19 protein-coding genes are annotated in these 23,108 nt (G+C 52.3%); 14 read left to right on the forward strand and 5 right to left on the reverse strand.

Annotated elements, in window-relative coordinates; all coding sequences use genetic code 11:
- Positions 1 to 29 precede the first annotated feature (29 nt).
- The 4 genes from ACKWCC_RS05290 to ACKWCC_RS05305 are packed head-to-tail and all read left to right on the forward strand — an operon-like array spanning position 30 to position 6,677.
- Positions 30 to 635, forward strand: coding sequence for a TetR/AcrR family transcriptional regulator (locus ACKWCC_RS05290; RefSeq protein WP_413994872.1), 606 nt, complete (start codon positions 30 to 32; stop codon positions 633 to 635).
- Positions 635 to 1,978, forward strand: a complete 1,344-nt coding sequence (locus ACKWCC_RS05295) for a TolC family protein (RefSeq protein ID WP_413994873.1) — start codon at positions 635 to 637, stop codon at positions 1,976 to 1,978. Before ACKWCC_RS05290 ends, ACKWCC_RS05295 begins: the two co-directional genes overlap by 1 nt.
- A gap of 27 nt (positions 1,979 to 2,005) precedes the next feature.
- Entirely contained in the window at positions 2,006 to 3,172 is a 1,167-nt protein-coding gene (locus ACKWCC_RS05300) for an efflux RND transporter periplasmic adaptor subunit (protein WP_413994874.1), read from the forward strand.
- Positions 3,173 to 3,179: 7 nt separating this feature from the next.
- Positions 3,180 to 6,677: an efflux RND transporter permease subunit gene (locus tag ACKWCC_RS05305; RefSeq protein WP_413994875.1), complete on the forward strand. Its 3,498-nt coding sequence runs from the start codon at positions 3,180 to 3,182 to the stop codon at positions 6,675 to 6,677.
- 77 nt (positions 6,678 to 6,754) lie between these two features.
- Here ACKWCC_RS05305 and ACKWCC_RS05310 read toward each other — a convergent pair whose 3' ends face one another.
- Entirely contained in the window at positions 6,755 to 7,105 is a 351-nt protein-coding gene (locus tag ACKWCC_RS05310) for a toxin-antitoxin system YwqK family antitoxin (protein ID WP_413994876.1), read from the reverse strand.
- Between the two features lie 233 nt (positions 7,106 to 7,338).
- On the opposite strand from ACKWCC_RS05310, the gene aspS reads away from it, so the two are divergent.
- Entirely contained in the window at positions 7,339 to 9,087 is a 1,749-nt protein-coding gene (aspS, locus tag ACKWCC_RS05315) for an aspartate--tRNA ligase (RefSeq protein ID WP_413994877.1), read from the forward strand.
- A gap of 125 nt (positions 9,088 to 9,212) precedes the next feature.
- On the forward strand, positions 9,213 to 9,866 hold the full coding sequence (locus ACKWCC_RS05320) for an NAD(P)-dependent oxidoreductase (protein WP_413994878.1): 654 nt from the start codon (positions 9,213 to 9,215) through the stop codon (positions 9,864 to 9,866).
- A 54-nt stretch (positions 9,867 to 9,920) separates the two neighbouring features.
- Here ACKWCC_RS05320 and ACKWCC_RS05325 read toward each other — a convergent pair whose 3' ends face one another.
- Complete coding sequence (locus tag ACKWCC_RS05325; RefSeq protein WP_413994879.1) at positions 9,921 to 11,300, reverse strand: ATP-binding protein; 1,380 nt, start codon at positions 11,298 to 11,300, stop codon at positions 9,921 to 9,923.
- Between the two features lie 183 nt (positions 11,301 to 11,483).
- Between ACKWCC_RS05325 and ACKWCC_RS05330 the strand changes: the two genes are divergently transcribed.
- Positions 11,484 to 11,729 (forward strand): NAD(P)H-binding protein, encoded by a 246-nt coding sequence (locus ACKWCC_RS05330; protein WP_413994880.1) that lies wholly within the window; start codon positions 11,484 to 11,486, stop codon positions 11,727 to 11,729.
- Positions 11,730 to 12,169: 440 nt separating this feature from the next.
- Here the strand turns inward: ACKWCC_RS05330 and ACKWCC_RS05335 are convergent, their stop codons facing one another.
- Positions 12,170 to 12,964, reverse strand: coding sequence for a CPBP family intramembrane glutamic endopeptidase (locus tag ACKWCC_RS05335; RefSeq protein WP_413994881.1), 795 nt, complete (start codon positions 12,962 to 12,964; stop codon positions 12,170 to 12,172).
- A gap of 456 nt (positions 12,965 to 13,420) precedes the next feature.
- On the opposite strand from ACKWCC_RS05335, the gene ACKWCC_RS05340 reads away from it, so the two are divergent.
- The 3 genes from ACKWCC_RS05340 (at position 13,421) to ACKWCC_RS05350 (ending at position 16,199) form a co-directional block, all read left to right on the forward strand.
- Positions 13,421 to 13,885, forward strand: coding sequence for a DUF421 domain-containing protein (locus ACKWCC_RS05340; protein WP_413994963.1), 465 nt, complete (start codon positions 13,421 to 13,423; stop codon positions 13,883 to 13,885).
- 174 nt (positions 13,886 to 14,059) lie between these two features.
- Positions 14,060 to 15,844, forward strand: a complete 1,785-nt coding sequence (locus ACKWCC_RS05345; RefSeq protein ID WP_413994882.1) for a chloride channel protein — start codon at positions 14,060 to 14,062, stop codon at positions 15,842 to 15,844.
- A 97-nt stretch (positions 15,845 to 15,941) separates the two neighbouring features.
- Entirely contained in the window at positions 15,942 to 16,199 is a 258-nt protein-coding gene (locus tag ACKWCC_RS05350) for a hypothetical protein (RefSeq protein ID WP_413994883.1), read from the forward strand.
- 171 nt (positions 16,200 to 16,370) lie between these two features.
- On the opposite strand, the gene ACKWCC_RS05355 is transcribed toward ACKWCC_RS05350, so the two are convergent.
- On the reverse strand, positions 16,371 to 16,814 hold the full coding sequence (locus tag ACKWCC_RS05355) for a nucleoside deaminase (RefSeq protein WP_413994884.1): 444 nt from the start codon (positions 16,812 to 16,814) through the stop codon (positions 16,371 to 16,373).
- A gap of 99 nt (positions 16,815 to 16,913) precedes the next feature.
- Here ACKWCC_RS05355 and ACKWCC_RS05360 point away from each other — a divergent pair, with 99 nt between their 5' ends.
- Positions 16,914 to 18,680 carry a 1-deoxy-D-xylulose-5-phosphate synthase gene (locus ACKWCC_RS05360; RefSeq protein WP_413994885.1) on the forward strand — a complete coding sequence of 589 codons (1,767 nt, stop codon included), beginning with the start codon at positions 16,914 to 16,916 and terminating at the stop codon, positions 18,678 to 18,680.
- Positions 18,673 to 19,800, forward strand: coding sequence for a DUF3078 domain-containing protein (locus ACKWCC_RS05365; protein WP_413994886.1), 1,128 nt, complete (start codon positions 18,673 to 18,675; stop codon positions 19,798 to 19,800). Before ACKWCC_RS05360 ends, ACKWCC_RS05365 begins: the two co-directional genes overlap by 8 nt.
- Here ACKWCC_RS05365 and dgt read toward each other — a convergent pair.
- Entirely contained in the window at positions 19,797 to 21,140 is a 1,344-nt protein-coding gene (gene dgt, locus ACKWCC_RS05370; RefSeq protein ID WP_413994887.1) for a dGTP triphosphohydrolase, read from the reverse strand. The two genes, ACKWCC_RS05365 and dgt, sit on opposite strands and share 4 nt — an antisense overlap.
- A gap of 157 nt (positions 21,141 to 21,297) precedes the next feature.
- Here dgt and ACKWCC_RS05375 point away from each other — a divergent pair, with 157 nt between their 5' ends.
- Together ACKWCC_RS05375 and ACKWCC_RS05380 are read left to right on the forward strand one after the other, a co-directional pair.
- The gene (locus ACKWCC_RS05375) at positions 21,298 to 21,723 is read left to right on the forward strand and encodes a carboxypeptidase-like regulatory domain-containing protein (RefSeq protein ID WP_413994888.1); all 426 of its coding nucleotides are present in this window, start codon (positions 21,298 to 21,300) and stop codon (positions 21,721 to 21,723) included.
- 155 nt (positions 21,724 to 21,878) lie between these two features.
- Complete coding sequence (locus ACKWCC_RS05380; RefSeq protein WP_413994889.1) at positions 21,879 to 23,087, forward strand: porin; 1,209 nt, start codon at positions 21,879 to 21,881, stop codon at positions 23,085 to 23,087.
- Positions 23,088 to 23,108 lie beyond the last annotated feature (21 nt).

Consider the following 23,108-nt stretch of genomic DNA (forward strand, 5'->3'; position numbering starts at 1 on the left):
AAGTTTCCGACCTTACATTTGCCCCCGCCATGAAAAAAGTGATTTTGGAAAAAGCAACGGACATGTTCTTGAACCTCGGCTTCAAGAGCGTTACCATGGATGACATTGCCCAGCATTTGGGCATCTCCAAAAAAACCATCTATGCCCATTTTTCCAACAAAACGGCCCTGGTGAAGGCCTCCACGGACCATCTCTTCCTGGAGATATCACAGGGCATTGACCATATCTGCGCCCTGCGCAAAAATCCCATTGAAGAGCTCTACGAGATCAAACGGTTTGCCCTACAGCACCTGAAGAACGAAAAATCCAGCCCCCAGTACCAGTTGCAAAAGTACTATCCCAGAATCTATGCCAACATCAAGAAAAGACAGTTTGAAATGATGCAGGAATGCGTGGTGGACAACATTAAGAGGGGCATTGCCAAGGGCATTTACCGAAAAAACATCAACATTGAATTCATCTCCAGAATCTACTTCTCCGGGGTGAACAGCATCAAGGACCAAGAACTGTTCCCCATGTCCCACTTTCCCATGAGCCAACTGATGGAAGATTTCCTGGAGTACCACCTACGGGGCATCACCACTCCGGAAGGACGGAACGTACTGAACAAAATCATCAACACAAAACAATTGTAATGCGCATTCTTACCCTTATCCTTTTGGGCCTTACGGCCATTGCCCGCACTACGGCACAGGACACGGAAACCTACCGTTTTACCCTGGACGAGGCCATTGCCTTTGCCCTGGAGAACAACTACAAGGCCATCAATGCCGGCAGGGAGGTGCTGGATGCCCGCAAGCAGAAATGGGAGACCATTGCCTCCGGGCTTCCCCAGATCAGCGGGGCCGTGAGCTACCAAAACCAATTGATCCAACAGGTGGTGCAATTGCCCGGTGAAATTGCTGGTGGCGACCCCGGCACCTTTGTGGCCGTTGTCTTTGGCCAGCCCCAACAGATGAACGCCGCGGCCACGCTAAGGCAGCAGATCTTTGATGGTTCTTACATTGTGGGCGTACAGGCCACCAAGGCCTTTCTGAGCTACAGCGCCAACAACCTGGAGAAAACGGAACAAGAGGTGATCAAGGCCGTGGTGGAATCTTACGGCAATGTGCTGCTGAGCCGGGAGGGGGTGGAGATCTTGGAAAAAAACCGGGCCGCCCTGGAAAAAAACCTGTTTGAGACCACCAAGATCTTTGAGAACGGACTGGGCGACGAGGAAAGTGTGGAACAACTGCAGATCACCCTCTCTTCCATAGAGAACGAACTCAAGAACGCCCACAGGCTCAAGGACATTTCCCTGCAAATACTGAACCTGGTGCTGGGCCTGGAACTGGAAGCGCCCACCGAACTGCAGGAAGACCTGGACGCCCTGGCCCAGGAAAAGATAGACCGGATGCTGCTGGACAACAACCTGGACATTGACAAGAACACGGATTACAAACTGGCCAAGAACCTCACGGAGCAACGCTATTTTGAATGGAAACTGGCCCGCAGCCGGGCCTTGCCCACCCTAAACGCCTTTGCCAGCTATGGGGCCCTGTCCTTTGGGGAAGACTTTACCTTCTTTGACAGTGGGCAGGAATGGTTTGAGTTCTCTGCCATTGGACTGGACCTGAACATTCCCATCTTTAGCTCCCTGGGCCGCAGCGCCAGCACCCAGCGGGCAAAGATCGCCCTGGAACAGGCAGAGACACAACTCTCCGAGGCCGAGGCACAGATACGCCTGCAACTGGAAAATGCCAAGAGCAACTATATCCTGGCCATTGAGCAGTACGGCACCTCCAAAAAGAACCTGGCCCTGGCCGAACGCATTGAAAAAAAGAACGAGACCAAGTATTTTGAGGGCCTGGCCACGAGCTTTGAACTGAGACAGGCCCAGACCCAATTGTACGATGCCCAGCAGCAGTACCTGCAGAGCATGGTACAGGTCATAAACAGAAAGACCGACCTGGAAATCATTTTGAACGAAAAATCATAAGTACCGCGAACCCAACAAAGAAAAACGATGAAAAACACGACACTCGCCCTGATCACCAGTTTATTGCTCTTGTCCTGCGGGGGGGCAGACACCTCCGTAAGCGACCTGATCGCCTCCGGGGACATGGACGGCATCCGAGAAAAGAAAAAAGAACTGGCCGCCCTGCAACAGGCCACCGAGCGGGATCTTAGGCAGCTGGACTCGGTGATCGCCTCTACCTCCGAAGTGGCCAACCTGCCCTTGGTATCGACCCTTACCGTGGAGCGGCAGCTCTTTAAGCACTACCTGGAACTGCAGGGAGGGGTGCAGACCAAGCAGAACGTTTTGGTGTATCCGGAGATGCAGGGCACCCTGGAACGTATTTACGTGCGGGAGGGCCAAAGGGTGTCCAAAGGACAGCGCCTGGCCAGTATTGACGATGGCGGCATGACCAGCCAATTGGCCCAACTGAGATCACAGGCAGAACTGGCCCAGACCACTTTTGAGCGCCAAAAACGTTTGTGGGACCAAAACATTGGCTCTGAAATACAGTTCCTGCAGGCCAAGACCAATTACGAGGCGGCCAAGAGCGCCGTGGCCCAGATAGAGAGCCAACTGGACAAGTCCATTATCCGCGCGCCCTTTGCTGGCATTGTGGACAACGTGATCAAAGACCAGGGCACCGTGGTGGCCCCCGGCCCGGGGTCCGAGATCTTCCGCATCGTGAACCTCAGTGACATGTATATTGAAGTGGATGTGCCGGAAACCTATTTGGGCGCCATTACCAAGGGCAAGGAGGCCCTGGTCTATTTCCCTGTGCTGGGAGACAGTGTGGCCACCAGCATCAGGGAAACCGGAAATTTCATCAACCCGGCAAACCGCTCCTTTAAAGTGGACATTCCCGTGCCCAATAAAGGGGGACTCATAAAACCGAACCTGACCGCCAAAGTGAACCTTAACGACTATACCAGTGAGAACGCCCTGCTGATCCCCAGCAGCATCATCTCCGAAAATGCGGACGGGGAACAGTACATCTATGTGGCAGAGGCGCCCAATGGGGAGCAAGAGGCCGTGGCCAAGCGCACCGTGATCGAGACCGGAAAATCGCAAGGGGCCCACATAGAGGTCCTGGCCGGTCTGGAAGAAGGACAACAGGTGATCAAGGAAGGGGCCAGGACGGTAAAGGACGGCCAGCAAGTAAAAATCATAAGATAAACACCCCATGAGCAAAATAAGAAAGAACGCCGACAAGGAGTTTAAACTGTCTTCCTGGGCCATAGACAACCCCTCGGTGATCTATGTCATGATCGCCATTTTCCTTTACCTGGGGTATTCGGCCTACAATGCCATGCCCCGTGAAGACTTCCCCGAGGTGGTGGAGACCAAGATATACATCAGTACGCCCTATCCCGGCAACACCGCAGAGGACATTGAGCGGCTCATCACCGATCCCTTGGAAGACCGCCTAAAGGATGTGAGCAACGTGGTGGAGATCGTATCCACCTCCCAAGAGGACTATGCCATTATTACGGTGGAGTTCGATGAGGAGATCACCGTGGAGCAGGCCAAACAAAAGGTGAAGGACGAGGTGGACAGCGAAAAGGCCAGCGAGGATTGGCCCACCTTTAACAACGCCAAGGTGGAGCCCAATGTCTTTGACCTGAACTTTTCCGAGGAAGTGCCCATCATGAACATCAATTTCACGGGGAACTACCCAGTGGAAAGGCTCAAGGAATTTGCCGAGTACCTGCAAGATGAGATCGAGGACCTGCCGGAGATCAAAAAGGCCGATATCCGCGGGGCACAGGAAAAGGAAGTGGAAGTGGCGGTGGACATCTACAAGATGATGGCGGCCAAAGTGAGCTTCCAAGACGTGATCAACGCCATAGGCAATGGCAACATGACCATGAGCGCCGGGAACCTAAAGACCAACGGGCAGCGCCGTACCATCCGCATCCTGGGCGAAATAGAGGACCCCGCCCAATTGGACAACTTTGTGGTAAAGGCCGAAAATGGCGCGGTCTATCTAAAGGACATTGCCAAGGTGCGGTTCCACGAACAGGACAAGACCACCTACGCCCGGGAGTTTGGGGACAACGTGGTGATGCTCGATGTAAAGAAGCGCGCCGGCCAAAATGCCATTTCGGCGGCAGACAAGATAAAGGCCCTGGTGCAAAAGGAACGGGAGACCTATTTCCCGCCAGACCTCAACATCTCCATTGCCAACGACTCCTCTTCCCGTACCCTGAACCAAGTGGACGACCTGGTGAACAACATCATTTTTGGCATTATCCTGGTCGTTACCGTGCTCATGTTCTTCCTGGGCTTCCGCAACGCCCTCTTTGTGGGCTTTGCCATCCCCATGTCCATGTTCATCTCCTTTATGGTGCTGTCATGGCTGGGCTACACCCTGAACACCATGATCTTCTTTGGCATGATCATGGGCCTGGGCATGCTGGTGGACAATGGCATTGTGGTGGTGGAGAACGTGTACCGACTCATGGATGAGGGCATGCCCCGCATTGAGGCCGCGAAGAAAGGTATTGGCGAAATTGCCGTGCCCATTATCATTTCCACCGCCACCACCGTGGCCGCCTTTGTGCCGCTGGGGCTGTGGCCGGGCATTTTTGGGCAGTTCATGATCTATTTCCCCATTACCCTCTCGGTGGTGTTGGGCTCTTCCCTTTTCGTGGCCATTTTCATGAACTCCATGCTGGTGTCCAAATTTATGAGCACGGAAGAAAAGGACCTCACCAAAAAACAACTGGTGCGCATTACCCTGATCTTGGGCAGTTTTGGGGCCTTGATCTTTTTCCTTGGCGGTCCCCTGAGGGGCCTGGGCACGGTGCTTTGGCTCACCGCCCTGCTTTTCTGGGCCTACCGATACGGCATAAAACGGGCCGCGCAGAAGTTTCAGAGAAACCTCATGACCCGTTTTGAGGACTGGTACGAGATCAGGCTGAAGCACGCCCTACGCGGCGGCAACGTATATTGGTACTTTGGCATCACCGCCGTGCTGCTGGTGGTGGTGGTCATGCTCTTTGGGGCCTCTTTGGGCAGTGGGCGCACCCAGGTGGAGTTCTTCCCGGACAACAAGCCCAACGAGATCTATGTCTATATTGAATACCCCGAGGGCACGGCCATAGAAAAGACCAATGCCATTACCAAGGAAATAGAGCAACGGGTGTACAACCTCCTGGACGACCCCAAGTACAAAAGGGACGGCGAGAACTTTATGGTCACCTCCGCAGTGTCCGTGGTGGGCGAGGGCGCCGGCAACCCGCTCACGGACGGCGGCTCCTCGGCAGAAATGCCGCACAAGGGCAAGGTCACCGTAAACTTTGCGGAGTACAAGTACCGCAACGGGATCAACACGGAGAACATCCGCGCCAGGGTACAGGAAGCCGTGAACGGCATTTACCCGGGCGTGACCATCTCCGTGGAGAAAGAGCTGAACGGACCCCCAACGGGACCGCCCATCAACATAGAACTGGAGGGCAGGGACTATACCCAATTGATCAACACGGCGGAGGACATCAAGAACTTCATCAACTCCAAGAACATTGACTACATTGAGGAACTCAAAATAGACGTGAACAAGAGCAAACCGTCCATGCGGGTGCGCGTGGATCGCGAAAAAGCGGGCGAACTAGGTGTTTCCGTGGGCCAAGTGGGCCAGCAGCTGCGCCGCTCCCTCTTTGGGGAAAAGGCCGGGGTGTACAAGGAAGACGGGGACGACTATGACATCAACATCCGTTTCAACGAAGACCTGCGCTACAACAAAAGTGCTCTCTTTAACCAAAACATCATCTTTAGGGACGCCGCCACGGGACAGATCAAGGAGGTCCCCATATCGGCCGTGGCCAAAGAGACCAACACCTCTGGTTTCAGCGCCATAAAGCACAAGGACGGCAAGCGGGTGGTAACGGTGTACTCCGGCCTCAAAGCGGGCGGGAACGCGGCCGCCATCGTGGCCCAGATCCAAGAGGAAATGAAGGATTTTCAAGGCCTACCGGACGGCATTAAAATAGACTATACCGGTGAGATAGAGGAACAGAACAAGCAGCAGATGTTCCTGATCGGCGCCTTTTTCTCCGGATTGGGCCTCATCTTGCTCATCCTCATCTTCCAATTTGGGGGCATCTCCAAACCGCTCATCATCATGATCGCCATTTTCCTGAGCTTTATTGGGGTATTTGGTGGGTTGATGATCACCGGATGGTCCTTTGTGATCATGATGACCATGATGGGCATTATCTCCCTGGCGGGAATTGTGGTGAACAACGGCGTGGTGCTGTTGGATTACACCCAGATTTTAATAGACCGCAAAAAAGTGGCCCTGGACATGGACGACAGTGACCTTTTGACCATGGAAGAGGCCACGGCCTCCATGATCAAAGGGGGCAAGGCCAGGTTGCGGCCCGTGATCCTCACCGCCATTACCACGGTGCTGGGCCTGATACCCCTGGCCATTGGCCTTAACATTGATTTCTTTTCGCTCTTCACGGAGTTCGATCCCAAGATCTATATTGGCGGGGACAACGTGGTCTTTTGGGGGCCCTTGGCCTGGACGGTGATCTTTGGCCTGATCGTGGCCACCTTCCTTACCCTGGTCATTGTTCCGGTACTGTTCAACATCTCCTACCGATTGAAGATCAAGGCGCGGAACTTTGGGAACAAACCGTCCGAGCCCGAAGTGGCCATTGAGGAAGCCGCCTAACCCCCATAACGCGGACCTATGCCATACAAAAAGCCCACTTGAAAAAGTGGGCTTCCTTTTTGCCGATCGGTGGGCGATCAGTGTTTTACCAATCCCGTTTTGGAGCGCTGGGTCTGTTCCACGGCGGCGATCCTATTGTCCTCAAAATCTACCTCCTTCACAAACTCACCGTCCCAGAAGAGCCAGGTGCCCGTTTTTTTGCCGTTGGCATAATTGCCCTGGGCCACCTTTTGTCCGGCTTCGTTGAACATGGTCCACTCGCCCTCCAGTTTTTCGTTCAGAAAATAGCCCTGCTGTGACACGGCACCATTGGCGTGGAAATAAGTGGCCTTGACCTTGTTGCCCTCTTTTTCAAATTGGGGCTCCAACGCCTGAGCGCTCACCACGGACACCATAAAAAGGGCCACTAAAAATAATGTATGTTTCATATTATATTTTTTTTAAAAGCTTTACCATTGCCCTAAAGATAGTCTTTTTAAACCTATTTTTTTACAATTTGTTTACATTAAATTTACATAAAATAGTTAAATAACTGATTTACATAATTTTACAATTTAAAGAAACAACTTCAAAATAGCCGCCCAATCCCAAAAAACAGCCTTGGGAACCCCTGTGATAATGGCCAAGAAATCTTAAATTTGCCGCTCTAAAACCACTGGGAATGTACAGGGACCACACTTGCGGCGCATTGCGATCGAACGACATTGGCAAACAGGTAACCCTTTCGGGCTGGGTGCACAAAACACGGGACAAGGGCTTTGTGGTCTGGGCAGACCTCCGGGACCGCTACGGCATAGTGCAGCTGGTGTTCGATGCCGAGCGTACGGATGCCTCCCTCTTGGAAAAGGCACGCCACCTGGGCCGTGAATATGTGGTGCGCGCCAAGGGAGAGGTCATTGAAAGGGCCTCCAAAAACCCACAGATGCCCACCGGGGACATAGAGGTACTGGTCAGGGAACTGGAAGTGCTGAACACATCCAAGACCCCGCCCTTTACCATAGCGGACGATACCGATGGCGGGGAAGACCTGCGCATGAAGTACCGTTATTTGGACATAAGGCGCAATGTGGTCAAGGACAACCTCATTTTCCGCAGCAAAGTGGCCATAGAGGTGCGCAAATACCTCAGCGAAGAGGGCTTCATTGAAGTGGAGACGCCCTACCTCATCAAATCCACCCCAGAGGGCGCACGCGATTTTGTGGTGCCCAGCCGCATGAACCCAGGACAGTTCTACGCCCTGCCCCAGTCTCCCCAGACCTTTAAGCAGCTGCTCATGGTGGGCGGCCTGGACAAGTATTTCCAGATCGTAAAATGTTTTAGGGACGAAGACCTCCGGGCAGATCGGCAACCGGAGTTTACCCAAATAGACTGTGAGATGGCCTTTGTGGAACAGGAAGACATCCTGAGCACTTTTGAAGGTCTTACCAGGCACTTGCTCCAAGAGATAAAAGGGGTCACGGTAGATGCCTTTCCCAGAATGACCTATGACGAGGCCATGGCCAAATACGGAAACGACAAGCCCGATATCCGTTTTGGGATGGAATTTGGCCATCTGAACGAGGTGGCCCAGCACAAGGACTTTCAGGTCTTCAATGCCGCGGAACTCGTGGTGGGGATCGCAGTTCCCGGGGGAGCCTCCTACACCCGCAAGGAATTGGACAAGCTCATTGACTGGGTAAAGCGCCCCCAGGTGGGCGCCAAGGGCATGGTCTATGTGAAATGCAATCCGGACGGCAGCTTTAAATCCTCCGTGGATAAATTCTACGATCAGGAAGATTTGGCCCAGTGGGCCCAGATCACCGGTGCCCGGGCCGGGGACATCGTCTTTGTCCTCTCCGGGGAACGCAACGCCACCAGGAGCCAGCTCAGCGCGCTGCGGATGGAAATGGCCCAGCGCCTTGGCCTGAGAAAAGCCGATGAATTTGCCCCGTTGTGGGTGGTTGATTTTCCGCTCTTGGAACTGGACGGGGAAACCGGGCACTACCACGCCATGCACCACCCCTTTACGGCACCCAAGCCGGGACAGCTGGAACTGTTGGAGACCGATCCGGCCGCGGTACGTGCCAATGCCTATGACCTGGTGCTCAACGGCAACGAAATTGGGGGCGGCTCCATAAGAATACACGATAGGGAAACCCAAGCCACCATGTTCCGGCACCTGGGCTTTACGCCCGAAGAGGCCAAGGCGCAATTTGGCTTTCTCATGGACGCCTTCCAGTACGGCGCTCCCCCGCACGGCGGCATCGCCTTTGGGCTGGACCGCTTGGTGGCCATCTTGGGCGGACAGGAGACCATACGCGATTTCATTGCCTTCCCCAAGAACAACAGCGGCAGGGACGTCATGATCGATGCCCCCGCGCCCATTGATGCCGAACAGCTCAAAGAACTCCAGTTAAAACTGGATCGGTAACCTCTTGGGAATTCTTTCGGGGTCCAGGGACGGTGCCCATAGGGCCATCCTTTTTTTTAAACGCCTTCCGTTGTACTTCCAGCGGGCGCTTTCTGCAATCCCTTGGCATTCGCTACCTTTATCCAATGAACATACTCTTATTGGGCGCCACGGGAAGAACGGGAAAGCTGGTGTTGGCCCATGCCCTGCAACAAGGCCACAGGGTGTCTTGCCTGCTCAGAAATTCGGAACGATTGCCTCCCCAAAAAAATCTATCGGTTTTTGAGGGCGACCCCAGGAACACGGCCCAGGTACGGAAGGCCATACAGGGATGCCAGGCCGCCATCTCTGTGTTGAACGTTTCCCGCACCTCCGACTTTCCGTGGGCGCCACTACGCACGCCCAAGACCTTTTTGCACGACACCATGGCAACCCTTGTGCCATTGGCACGCAAACACCAACTGCAACGGATGGTGCTCTGCTCCGCCTGGGGGGTGGGCGACTCCAGAAAAGACCTGCCCTTTTGGTTTCGGTGGACCATTGACCACAGTAACATCTCACACGCTTACCGGGAACACGAGCGCCAAGAGGCGCTGCTACGCCAATCTGGCCTGGACCATACCATCGTTAGGCCGGTGGGGCTCACCAACTTCAACAAAAACCTTGGGATACAGGAAAGTTTTGCCAACCGGCCCAAACCAAAAGTGCTCGTTTCCAGAAAAGCCGTAGCGCAGTATTTGGTGGCCTGTTTAAAGAACAAAGAGGTAAAAAACAAGACGGTGGTGGTTTCGGCACTTTAGCGCAAACTTGGTTTTGATAGTGGGCCCAATACCGGTTCCCTTTTGGAAATGGCCTTATTGGCCATTGGGGCCTTGTTCGCACCGCTTGATGAAATAGGCGATGTAATCTTCCAAACGTGTGGTGAGATAATAGGGCAAATTCATTAGGTAGAAGGGTTTTCCACTAGCTGTCTTTTGCCTTTCAACACTAAATTCCCCGCCATACATACGTACCGCATAAGGATGTGGTGCTCGCTCCACAAACTGATGCAAAGAACGGAGCTTACCCACCTTGCCCGACTTAATTTCAATCGGAATCAATAGGTTTTTGTGAGGATATACCAAATCCACTTCCGAGGAGGACTGCGTTTTTTCCCTCACCCAGAAATGAGGTTTTTTATTGGAGAAAACATTCAGGGAAACTAGTTCTTGGGTAACTAAATGGGGAATGATCGCCCCCCTAAAAGAGGTACTCAAATCCTTCATGGCAAGCATATCTGCCTGTATGTTTAGATCATAATTCACCAAACCTGTATCCAAAAACTGCAACCTTGGCGATTTTTTATAATCTGTTTGAACGGGCGGTTCCAAATTGGTGCACGGATGGACAAGTTGTATCACCTTGGCATCATCCAGGTTTCTAAACGCCTCGCCCACTTCTCTGGATTTGTAGTTGGAACTTCCAAAATTTTGAAACTTTACCCGCTGATCCAAATAACGGTGTGCGGTGGCCATGATGTGCTTAATGATTTTTCGTTCCGAAGCATTTCGGGCGTATTTCTCCACATCATTTTTATAGGTTTCCCATATATTTTCATACACTATGGCTAAGTCCGGAAGGCTATCATGCTCCAAATATCGCTGCACAACTTCTGGCATACCGCCTATGATGGCGTACTCGTTGAACAATTCCAATAAAGTGGCCTGTGCGTAATGGGGCACAGGAACTTGGGCCATGGCATCCAAAGCACCTTGGTGACCCTTAGCTTTCAGAAATTCAAAAAAATTAAATGGGTGCAGGTATAAATACTGCACCCTGCCCACAGGGAAATTCTTCACTCCTCCCAGAGCGTGCTCCAGAAGGGAGCCCGCAGCGATCACGTGCAAGCCGGGCAGGTCTTCATAAAAATAACGCAATAACGCAATGGCTTTGGGCGATTCTTGAATTTCGTCCAAAAAAAGCAAGGTTTCCGATAACTGTCCAAAGGAGATACTGTGCTTGGTAAAAATGGCCTGAACCAAGGTGGTGACATCCGAAAAATCCTTGAAATAGCGTACATGTGTCTCACGCTCCAAATTTAGCGCAATGGTTTGCTTATAATTACTGGAAAATTGATGCACCAACGTACTTTTACCCACCTGCCTTGCACCCCTTATGACAAGTGGTTTTCTGCCTGCACCGTTTTTCCACTGCATCAGGGCATTTTGTACATGTCTAAAAAAAGGCTGGGCCATATTATTGTGATACGTAATAAAACAAGGGTAAATTTAAGTCAATATTTTCACAAAACAAAGGTAATTTTTTAAAATTTATGTATCAAAACAAGGGTAAATATAAATTGACATTTTGTCACCAACGTTGGTCAAAAACCCTTCTCTTACATCCATAGCCTCATTTTATCCCACAACAAGGACGGCTTGGCCCGTGCCCACCAAGAACACCAACGCCAAGAAGACCTCCTCCGCCGATCTGGCCTTGACCATACCATCGTTAGGCCGGTGGGGCTCACCAACTTCAACAAAAACCTTGGGATACAGGAAAGTTTTGCCAACCGGCCCAAACCAAAACTGCTCGTTTCCAGAAAAGCCGTAGCGCAGTATTTGGTGGCCTGTTTAAAGAACAAAGAGGTAAAAAACAAGACGGTGGTCATTTCTGCCAGGTAAGAGTCCATTGTGTTTTTTGTCCGTAAAAATGCAGGAAAGGTGCATCGCAAAGATTGATACCTCACACCGCCGCTATATTTAGGTTTCCTTCTTTAAAATAGATGACCAGCTATCTAATCAGCCAATCCAGTGGCCAAGGCCCTAAAAAGCTATGAGAAATGCGCAACCAGTTTAGAGCATCAAACGGGATGAAATGCAAAAATAGAAGACCGATTAAGAAATATGACATCATCGCACTTTAGAAATTTACTGATCGACTTATTTTGCAAAGCAAAATCGCAACAGAGCTCCATAATGTAAACAAATTGTGTCTTTTTTGGCAAAAAACCCGAAATCCAGAATCTTAATGGCCTGTGGTACACTGTCACAAGAAAGACTACAATAGGCCATTTAAAATGATTTATAGCGAAACCCAAGTATAGGGCACCACACCAGACCACTCATTTAAAGGTCCGCATACCAGACCTCAATTCGCGCCTAACGGTGAGATAAACAATGGGCGCCACCAAAACAATGAGAAACATTAGGGCCACCGTCAGGGTTTCCACAAACTCTGAAAAGGTATATATGTTTTCTTTTGGGTCATTGACGTGTGCCAACACCTTTCCCTTAAACCCACCGAGATAATTTATGATGGCATGAAGCATCACAATTATGGAAAGGTTCTTGAACCTAACGTAAACACTTTGAAACAATAGTCCCAACCCAAAGGCTATTATGATCTTGGAAGTCACGGAATAGGGATGGTGGTCGGACTCAAAAAAATTGGAGATATGGGCAAGGCCAAAGAGAACGCTGGTCCATAGCATGGCCCCAAGCAAAGCTCCCTTTTTCTTCTGATACTTAAAGGATCTCAATATTCCATTAAAGAGAAAAACCCGAAAGAGCAACTCCTCAAAAACAGCGGTGAGAACACACCAGAATAGAAAAAAGTAATGTGCGTATTGGTCCAAATACATTCCAGGCTCCTTGGTTGAGGTTGTTTTATACATAATGGCCAAATAAAAAAGTAAAAGGCCCAGAACCAAGAACACCCAGTTGTATTGCCATAATCCAACGTATAAGATACATCTAGAAATCGCAACGGCGAGCACTACTACCAAAAGGAGTTTTACAACTGTCTTTATCGCTGTATCGTGATATGATGGAATGACATCATAACTTAGAATTAAACTGGTTGCCAGATGAACCAGATAAATCAATCCTGCCGTTATATATATTTTATAAGGACTCATAATAAAAACTTCTCTCTTTATGAGAAGTTGTTTTTGTTAATAATGCAGTGCCCCATTCCTATTGGGCCAATGTAAAACAAAAAGAACACATTACCGTTGCCCAAACAATTTCGAACTTATAATTTTTCCGCAAAGCAATGGTGATGGCTAATATGGCATTTGATTTTAATTTTAATGGATTCCAATCCTTTTTCAGTGTCCCATAGAGTAATTGAGTGTACAAAGGAGCTAGATATATCTTAGTAAAACAGATTTAAACAGAGCAAAAGGCATCATTCCCATCTATCCTATATCAAACTAATGTCCAGCTCACAATGCCAACATCCATCAACTAAAACAATCTAAAAAAAGACCTCGTTTTTATCGGTAACTTAAGTCTTAGCTAAGGAAGAAATCGGTGTTTTAAGATGGTTCACTCCTTCCTGGCAGGCCTTTGGCGCCATTTTTCTCACCGCACTGGGCATTTACATCACCGTGATCGCCATGACCCGAATTGCCGGCAAGCGAAGCTTTTCCAAAATGTCCAGCTTTGATTTTGCCATGACCGTGGCCGTAGGGTCCATCATTGCCACCACGGTGCTCTCCCAATCGGCAAGCCTATGGGACGGTATGGCCGCGGTGGTGAGCGTGTACATCCTTCAGTTGTCCGCGGCCTTGGCCAGGCGCAACGATACGGTTAAAAAGGCCATGGACAACACCCCCTTGCTCCTTATGGACGGCCCCGTAATTTTGGAAGACAACCTGCGCAAGGGCAGGGTGGCCCTATCCGATCTTCGCGCCCGGCTCCGGGAAGCCAACGTGGTGGAACTTTCCGAGATAAAAGCGGTAGTCTTTGAGACCACTGGGGACATTTCCGTACTGCACAAGGAACATCAACGTCCCTTGGATGAATTTCACTTAGAAGACGTACAACGCCATTAAAGGCCCATGGGTGCACAATGCTTTACGATTTTCACGCTGATATGCACCGATCTTTCTTACTTTTACTAACCGTAAGGCCAAGAGATCGGGAAGAACCGTTCACCATAACCAAAGTGTTCTCTACATAGCCCTATTCAATTTTGGCCTGCGCATCACAAAAAACGTCACCTACCCATGAGCGCCACCCAGCACAAACTGCTCACACGCCTCTTAAGGTGGAGGTACAAGAACATCTCGGAGCGGACCTTTACCCAACTCCTGGCGGTTACGGTGGGGCTTTTGGCCGGTCTGGCGGCCGTGACCCTAAAGAACATCACCTATTATATAGAAGCCCTGCTGGAAGACGGCATCATTTTCTCCAAGAACCAGCTCTATTTCATTTTGCCCATTGTGGGGCTCGCCCTGGTGTTCCTCTACGTGAAATTTGTGCACAGGGAGAGATTGGAGCATGCCGTCTCCTCCATTTTGTTTGCCCTCTCCCGTAAAAAGGGCATCATACCCCGAAAACAGATCTGGACCCAGCTCATTGCCGCACCGCTCACCGTGGGCTTTGGTGGGTCGGTGGGGCTTTTGGGGCCGGCCGTGGCATCGGGTGCGGCCATCAGCTCCACGCTGGGGCAGCTCTTCCACATCAACGCAAAGACCCGTTCCCTGCTCATTGCCTGTGCCTCTGCCGGGGCCATCGCCTCCATTTTTCAATCGCCCATAGCCGCCATCATTTTTGCGGTGGAGGTCTTTAGCCTGGACCTTACCATGATCTCCATGCTGCCCTTGTTGCTGGCCTCCATATCGGGGGTGCTCACCTCCTATTTTTTTATGGGGAACGAGGTGCTCTTCAGCTTTACGGTCACCGAGGAGTTCGAGGTGCAGCACACCTCGTTTTATCTGGTGTTGGGCCTGGGCACGGCGCTGGCATCGGTCTATTTTACAAAAATGTACTTTGGCATCATACAGCTCTTTAAGCCCTTGAAGAGTCCCAAATATCGGCTACTGGTGGGCGGCCTCGCCATTGGGGTCATGCTCTACTTCATTCCGCCGCTCTACGGCGAGGGTTTTGACCTCATAAACAACCTGCTGGCCGGAGACCATATCGCCGCCCTGGGCAGCACCCCTTTTGATGGCTATATGGACAATATTTGGGTGGTGATCGCCCTGTTGGTCTGCATCATTGTGTTCAAGGCCGTGGCCATGACCACCACCTTTGCCGCCGGTGGTGCCGGCGGTATCTTCATCCCCACCATGGTCATGGGGAGCGCCCTGGGCAATGTGGTGGCCAAGATCATAAACAATCTGGGGCTGGGCTTCAACGTGTCCGAGAGCAATTTTACGCTCATTGGCATGGCCGGTCTCATCGCCGGGGTGCTGCACGCGCCGCTCACCGCCATTTTCCTCATTGCCGAGATCACCGGGGGCTACGCCCTTTTTGTGCCCCTGATGATCACGGCGGCCATCTCCTACCTCATCACCAAAAACACCTTGGACTACAACATCTATACCCGTGAATTGGCCGAACGGGGCGAGCTGATCACCCATGACAAGGACCAGGCCGTGCTTACGCTGATGCACCTGAACGATGTCATTGAAACGAACTTTAAGACGGTACGCCCCGATATGACCCTGGGCGAGATGCTGCACCAGGCCGTGTCCAAGAGCACCCGGAACATCTATCCGGTGGTGGAGGAAACCGGGGCCCTGGTGGGCATTGTGCTCCTGGACGACATCAGGGAATGCATGTTTGACACCAGTATGTACGAGACCGCGCAGGTACGCCGCTTCATGCACAAGGCCCCAGAACATATCTTTCAGGAATCGGACAGCATGAAACAGGTGATGAAGAAGTTCGAGGAAAGCGGTGCCTGGAACCTTCCCGTGGTCCGGGACGGCCGCTATGTGGGCTTTGTATCCAAATCCAAATTGCTCACGGCCTACCGCACGGAACTCATCAATTTTACAAAATAAATAACAGGCAGTGCCCGGCACAGTCCTTATCTTTGCAACGCTTTGAGCTTTAGACTTTAATTTTGGCGCCCCTGCGGCCTTCCATAACAAGAACGCCATGAAATACCTGATCATAGCCGTTATCCTCGCTTCCTTTGCCAGCATCATCTACGGTTTCTCTTTGGACGAAGACCAAAAGGCCCGGGCAGACCGCTTTATTGGCAGTGGCACCGTGGGGCTGTTCCTGGTGGCCATGCCCCTCTTCCTGATCAAGGAAAGCCGCGGCAAGAGTATGAAGGATTATATGCTGAACGAAGAGAACATCAGGAAAATGAACGCCAGGGAGAAAGAAAAGGGCAAAAAGAAAAAAGAATAGCCCGGGCCAGACCTCCAGTAAGACCTGCCACCCCAACCCGAACCCCTGTTGCACCCCTCGTTTTTGCCCCAAGGGCCACCTTTTCCGTCTTGGCACGGCACAGGGGCGCCGCGCTTGCGGCTGTCTTGGATCAGGCCGGTCCAAAACATCAAAAAAAACGCCTTTTGGCCCCTAATTTCGTTTTTCGAGAAAAAACTGCTTCAGCAACTGTGACGCATCGTTCTCCAAAACGCCGCCCACCACTTGGGTCTTGGGGTGCAGGGAGGCGCCCATGGCCCTGAATCCGCGTTTGGGGTCGGCAGCGGCATAGACCACTTTTTGTATTTGGCTCCAGTACAGGGCGCCCGCACACATTTGGCAGGGTTCCAGGGTCACGTACAAGGTGCACTGGTGCAGGTATTTTCCGCCCAGAAAATTGGCCGCGGCCGTAATGGCCTGCATCTCGGCATGGGCCGTTACATCGTTCAGGCGCTCGGTAAGGTTGTGGCTGCGCGCTATAATGCGGTCCTGGACCACAATGACCGCCCCCACGGGAATTTCGTCCTGGGCGTAGGCGGCCTCTGCCTCCAAGAGGGCTTTTTTCATAAAATGGGCATCGTCAAAAGGCAAAATCATGGCCCAAAAATAAGGTATTGGCACCATTGGGCCACCCAGGTATAAAAACAATTGCCATCCTCCGTAAAAAAAGTACTTTTGTGGCTTGCAACCGTAGTCTTGAAAACAATCTTGGACCATATCGCATCGCCCGCCGATGTAAAACGGCTCTCCCCTGGCCAACTGCCCCAGCTGGCCAGGGAGCTCAGGGAGTTCATCATAGACGTGGTGGCCACCAAAGAGGGGCACCTTGGCGCCAGTTTGGGGGTGGTGGAACTGACCATTGCGCTCCATTACGTCTTTAACACCCCGGAAGACCAACTCATCTGGGACGTGGGCCACCAAGCCTATGGCCATAAGATACTCACGGGCAGGAAAGACCGTTTTGACACCAACAGGCAATTGGGCGGCATCAGTGGTTTTCCCAAGCGATCGGAAAGCCCCCATGACGCCTTTGGCACCGGACACAGCTCTACCTCCATCTCTGCCATCTTGGGAATGGCCATGGCCGCCAAACTGCAGCACGCGGAAGACAGACAGCACATTGCCGTGATCGGGGATGCCTCCATTGCCAGCGGCATGGCCTTTGAGGGCCTGAACCATTTGGGCGTAACGGACACCAATGTGCTCATTGTGCTCAACGACAACGCCATTGGCATAGACCCCAGCGTGGGCGCCCTGAAAAAATACCTGACCAACGTAAAAAAAGGCACCGCCAAGGAAGAGAACCTTTTTGAATGCCTTAACCTGGACTACACCGGGCCCATGGACGGGCATGACCTGCCCGCCCTGGTGCGTGAACTGCAACGCCTAAAGACGGTAAAAGGGCCCAAACTCCTGCACCTGATCACCACCAAGGGCAAGGGGCTCAAAAAAGCCGAGGAAAACCAAGTAGTGTACCACGCCCCGGGCAAGTTCAACCGGCTAACGGGGGAAATTACCAAGGGACCACAGCGGCCACAGCCCCCCAAATTCCAGGATGTGTTTGGAGAGACCCTGGTGGAACTGGCCCAGGGGAACGAGCGCATTGTGGGCATTACCCCGGCCATGCCCACGGGAAGCTCCCTCCGCTTTATGATGGACGCTTTCCCCAACAGGGCTTTTGATGTGGGCATTGCAGAGCAGCATGCCGTGACCCTTGCCGCCGGAATGGCCACCGCCGGCCTGGTGCCCTTCTGCACCATTTACTCCACCTTTTTGCAACGGGCCTATGACCAAGTGATCCATGACGTGGCGCTGCAAAGGCTGCCGGTGGTCTTCTGCCTGGACCGCGCCGGGCTCGTGGGGGCGGACGGCCCCACCCACCACGGGGTGTTCGACATTGCTTTTTTGCGCTGCATTCCCAATATGGTGCTCCATGCCCCCATGGACGAGGCCAGCCTGCGAAACATCATGTACACGGCCCAGTTGGGACTGGACCGTCCGCTGGCCATCAGATACCCCAGAGGGCGGGGCAACACCCTGGATTGGCGGCAACCCTTTGAAAAACTCACCATTGGAAAGGCACGGGAGCGGCACAGGGGCAACCACGTGGCCCTCCTTTCGCACGGGGCCATTGGCCAAATGGGCACGGATATTGTTGCAGCCTTTGAAAAAGGAAAGGTGGGGCACTATGATTTTTCCTTTGCCAAGCCCTTGGACATGGATTGCCTGGGCATGATCTGCTCCCGCTACCAACATCTCATTACACTGGAGGACGGGGTGATCGCGGGCGGCTTTGGCAGTGCCGTGCTGGAGGCCATGAACGCCCTGGGCACCCCCCTGCCCCTTAAAATATTCGGCGTGGCCGATGCCTTTGTGGAGCACGGCACCCAAGAAGAACTGTATGCGCTGAACGGGATGGACAAACAACACATCATTGAATACATTTCCCATATCCATGAATAAACAACACGCCCTTTCTTGGCATTGCCTTCTTCTGTTGCTGTTGCTCTGTGCGCCCGGGCTTAGGGGGCAGGACAGCATTCCGCCCGCCCAGGTGCCAGACTCCCTGCGCATGGGCACCGGCGTCATAGACACCATTGTGATCCGGAAAACCCAGGAAAAGATCAAGAACATTCCGCGAGGGGTAAACCTCACCATACCGGTCATCAACCTAAAAAAGAAGAACAACCTCAAAGATGCCTTTAAACGGTTCAAAGTGCCCTCTTTTTGGACCAAGGAGAACAATTTTGGGCTCAATATCAGTGAAGTGGCCTTTGTGAACTGGAACGCCGGTGGGGACAATGCCGTGAGCGCCCTGGGCTTTTTCCAGTTTAAGCGCAACTACAAGTTCCGCTATTTTAAATGGGACAACAACCTGGACCTGCGCTATGGCGTGAACGCGCAGGAGGGCCGGCAGCTCCGCAAGACGGAAGACGTGATCCGCCTGAATTCCAACCTGGGCTACAGAAGGGACACCATAAGCAATTGGTACTACTCGGTGCAGTTGAACTTCAACACCCAGTTCTCCAACGGTTTCAAGTATCCGGACAGGGACAATCCCATCTCGCGCTTCATGTCCCCGGGCTACCTCTTTCTGGGGGCGGGTACCTCCTACATTAGCAAGGACCGAAAGTTTAACCTCTACATTTCCCCGCTCACCCAAAAATCTACCTTTGTACTGGACCAGGAACTGGCCAACCGTGGGGCCTTTGGGGTAGAAAAGGCCATCTTGGACGCAGACGGCAATGTGATCACCCCGGGGCAGAACCATCTCCTGGAACTGGGTTTTCTCATTACCCATAACTGGGAGGGGAACATTAGCAAGAACATTGACTTTCAGAGCAGGCTAAACCTCTACACCGATTACCTGAACAGTTTTGGCAATGTGGACGTGGACTGGGAGGTCATTTTCAAGTTTAGGGTAAACAAGTACATCCTTACCACCCTGGGCACCCATTTCATCTACGATGATGACATCCTCTTTGATCAGGTGGTGGGGCCCAACGGCAACATTGTGGAGGCGGGGGTGCCCAAACTGCAGTTCAAGCAGATCTTGGGCCTGGGCGTTTCCTATGATTTTTAAAGCTGATTGCCCTTGATCTTGTTGTGTATGTGCACCGCGGCCCCATCCGAGAGACTGGCCACATAGGAGCAGGTGTTTAGGATAATGTGGTAGAGCGATGCCTCTGTGTTCCTGTAAAAACCGGGCAAGGTGCTGAGCATTAATTGATGATAGTTGGAGGCCTCGCCTCTCTTGTGGTGCACCAGGGCGTCCAGGTACACATCCAGAATGTCTGCAATGATCTTGTACCCGGCGATCTCCTTCTCCACCACCTCATTGGCCTGGTACACCTTGTCCACGCTCAGGGAGATAATGTCCTTGATCTGGGCCTTGAACCGGCTTTTTTCCATCAACCCAACATCAAAACCACCGTTTAAAATGGCATCTTCATGTTCCATAAAAAGGGTCACGGCGTCCCTGATCAGGGTGTTTATGGCCAGGGCCCTGAGGTAGCTTAACCGATCCTCCATGAATTGCAGCGCGTGGTATTTTTTTATGTTGATGGAGTCCTTGACCAGTTTAATGAGGTATTCCAGCGCATATTCCTCCCCTATGAGGCCCAGGTTGATGCCATCCTCAAAATCGATGATGGTGTAGCAGATATCGTCAGCGGCCTCCACCAAATAGGTAAGCGGGTGGCGGCAGAAGGAAATGTCATCTGCCGTGCCCCGTTGAAGCAGGCCCAGCTCCCCCGCCACCTGGGCAAAGGTGTGCTTGTCCGCTTGGAAAAAACCAAATTTCTTGTCCGCTATGTGCTGGGTGGGGCGTTTGGGCAGGGATTCCTTGGGGTACTTCATGAAGGCCCCCAAGGTGGCATAACTTAGGCGGAGCCCCCCGGGCGCCCCGGGCCTGTCCTGGGCCAGCAACTTAAACCCATTGGCGTTCCCCTCAAAATCCACAATGTCCTGATACTCTTTCTCGGTGAGCTGTGCCCGGTACCGCTTTCCGTTTCCCGTTTTAAAGTATTCGCCAATGGACTTTTCCCCGCTGTGCCCAAAAGGGGGGTTGCCAATGTCGTGGGCCAGGGCGGCCGCGGCCACAATGGCCCCGAAATCGCTAAAGGTATAGCCGTGCACTTCCTTGAGATGGGGGTGCCTTTCCAAGAGCTGTTTTCCGGCCAGCCTGCCCAGGCTGCGGCCCACCACGGAAACCTCCAGGCTGTGGGTAAGGCGGGTGTGCACAAAATCGGTCTTGGAGAGGGGAACCACCTGCGTCTTGTCCTGCAGGCTCCTAAAGGCCGATGAAAAAATAATGCGGTCATAGTCCACATCAAAGCCCAAACGGGTCTCGTCCTGTTCGGACCGCAGCCTTTTGTTGGTGTCCCCGTGACGCTTTAACGAAAGCAGTTGTTCCCAATTCATAGTGTTTCTTCTGGCCGCAAGATACATTTTTTAGGGTATTGTGGCCAGGGGGCGGCGGCGTATCCGAACACAATACCTTAACCATTTGCTCAACTATACATAAAACTCAGCTAACCTTAACTTAACCTTGTGCACCTTACTTTGTAAAAAATTGAAAATGAAACCATTCCTTGGCATTATCGTTTTGTTCCTTGCATCCTTGGCCCACGGCCAGAAGCCAGGCACCGCCACCCTGCACGGCACGGTGCTGGATGCCGCGATGGAAAACGAACCCATGCTGATGGCCCAAATATCGGTCAAGGGAACCCCCCACAGCGCCCATACCGGCTTTAACGGCAACTTTTCCTTTGATGGCCTGCCCCAGGGAAGCCACCAGATCCAAATAGCCTTCCCAGGCTACCAAACCCAAGAAAAAACCGTGGTGTTCCAGGGCGGGGAGACCGTTTCCCTGGTGGCCGTGCTGCATTCCCTGACACCGCCACCGGCCCGGGAAACATTTACCGGGACAGCGGTAAGGGCCGCATCCCAGGGCACAGGGGGGCAAAGCGCCCAAGAAGTGACGGCCTTGCTTCCCAAAAAGTAGGATTTCATATTGGATATTGGTTTTTGTCGACTTTTCCAGAAATCCAAAAGCTACCTCGTTCGGGGTAGCTTTTTTTATATCCACAATTAACATTCAGAAAACATTAACTTTACATTGAACATGGTTCTTTGCCGTGACAAAAACCTTTACCAATAATGAGATTTGGACTTTTTCTGCTAGTCTCCCTATGTTCCATCCTTAGCTTTTCCCAGCGCACCGAGGGCAACGCCCCACCATTTGGAAAAGGACTTTTTAACCTAGTGGGCAAAGACAGTACCTACACCATGCGGGTGGGCACGCGCATACAGCTGCTCTCCCTGGCAGATTGGAACATAAGGGATAACGGCGGTTTGGTAGATCCCGAACAAAATACCCTGGTACGCAGGGCCCGATTGAAGTTTGATGGTTTTGCCTACTCTCCCCGATTGCGGTACAAGATAGAACTGGGGCTGTCTAACCGGGACATGGCGGTGGTGTCCCCATTTACCCGCAACACCCCTGGCTATATCATGGACGCCGTGGTGATGTGGAACTTTGCCGGAAATTTTGAGCTTTGGTTTGGGCAGACCAAACTACCGGGAAACATAGAACGTGTGATCTCCTCCGGAAACATGCAGCAGGTAGATCGCTCCTTGCTCAACGCAAGGTTCAACATAGACCGGGACATTGGCTTTCAGCTACGGCACCATTTTAAGCTCACCGAAAAGATGGTGGTGCGCGAGATCGTGGCCATTTCGCAGGGCGAGGGCCGCAACATCACGGAGGGCAACCTGGGCGGCAACCAGTACACGGCCCGGCTGGAGCTGCTCCCCTTTGGCTTGTTCAAGGGCAGGGGCGACTATAGCGGAAGCGACCTGGTACGGGAACCCAAACCAAAATTGCTCCTGGCGGCCACCTATGACACCAATAGGGACGCCGTGAAGACCCGGAGCAATATGGGAGATTTTATGTTGAACGATACAGGGCTGTATGAAACAGACATTAACACCGTCTTTGTGGACGCGATGTTCAAGTACCGCGGTTTTTCGCTGATGGGCGAATATGCGCACCGTACCGCAGAGGATCCGGTGGCCAGGAATTCCGATGGTTCCCCAACGGGAGACATTGTGCAGGTGGGGAGCGGGCTAAACCTGCAAACGGGCTACCTGTTAAAATCCAACTGGGAAGTCTCGGGCCGGTTCACCAACATCTCCCTGGACGAGGCCATAACGGGCTCGGCGGCAGTGCAGCAATACACCTTGGGACTGTCCAAGTTCATTGTGGGGCACAAACTAAAAGTACAGACGGACCTGAGCTATTTGAACGACACCGGGGCCGGAGAGAACAACCTGATGTACCGCTTGCAGTTAGACCTGCATTTTTGATCGAGTTTCATTTTTTATCAA

This window comes from Maribacter aquimarinus (genome assembly GCF_047345505.1).
Taxonomy (GTDB): domain Bacteria; phylum Bacteroidota; class Bacteroidia; order Flavobacteriales; family Flavobacteriaceae; genus Maribacter.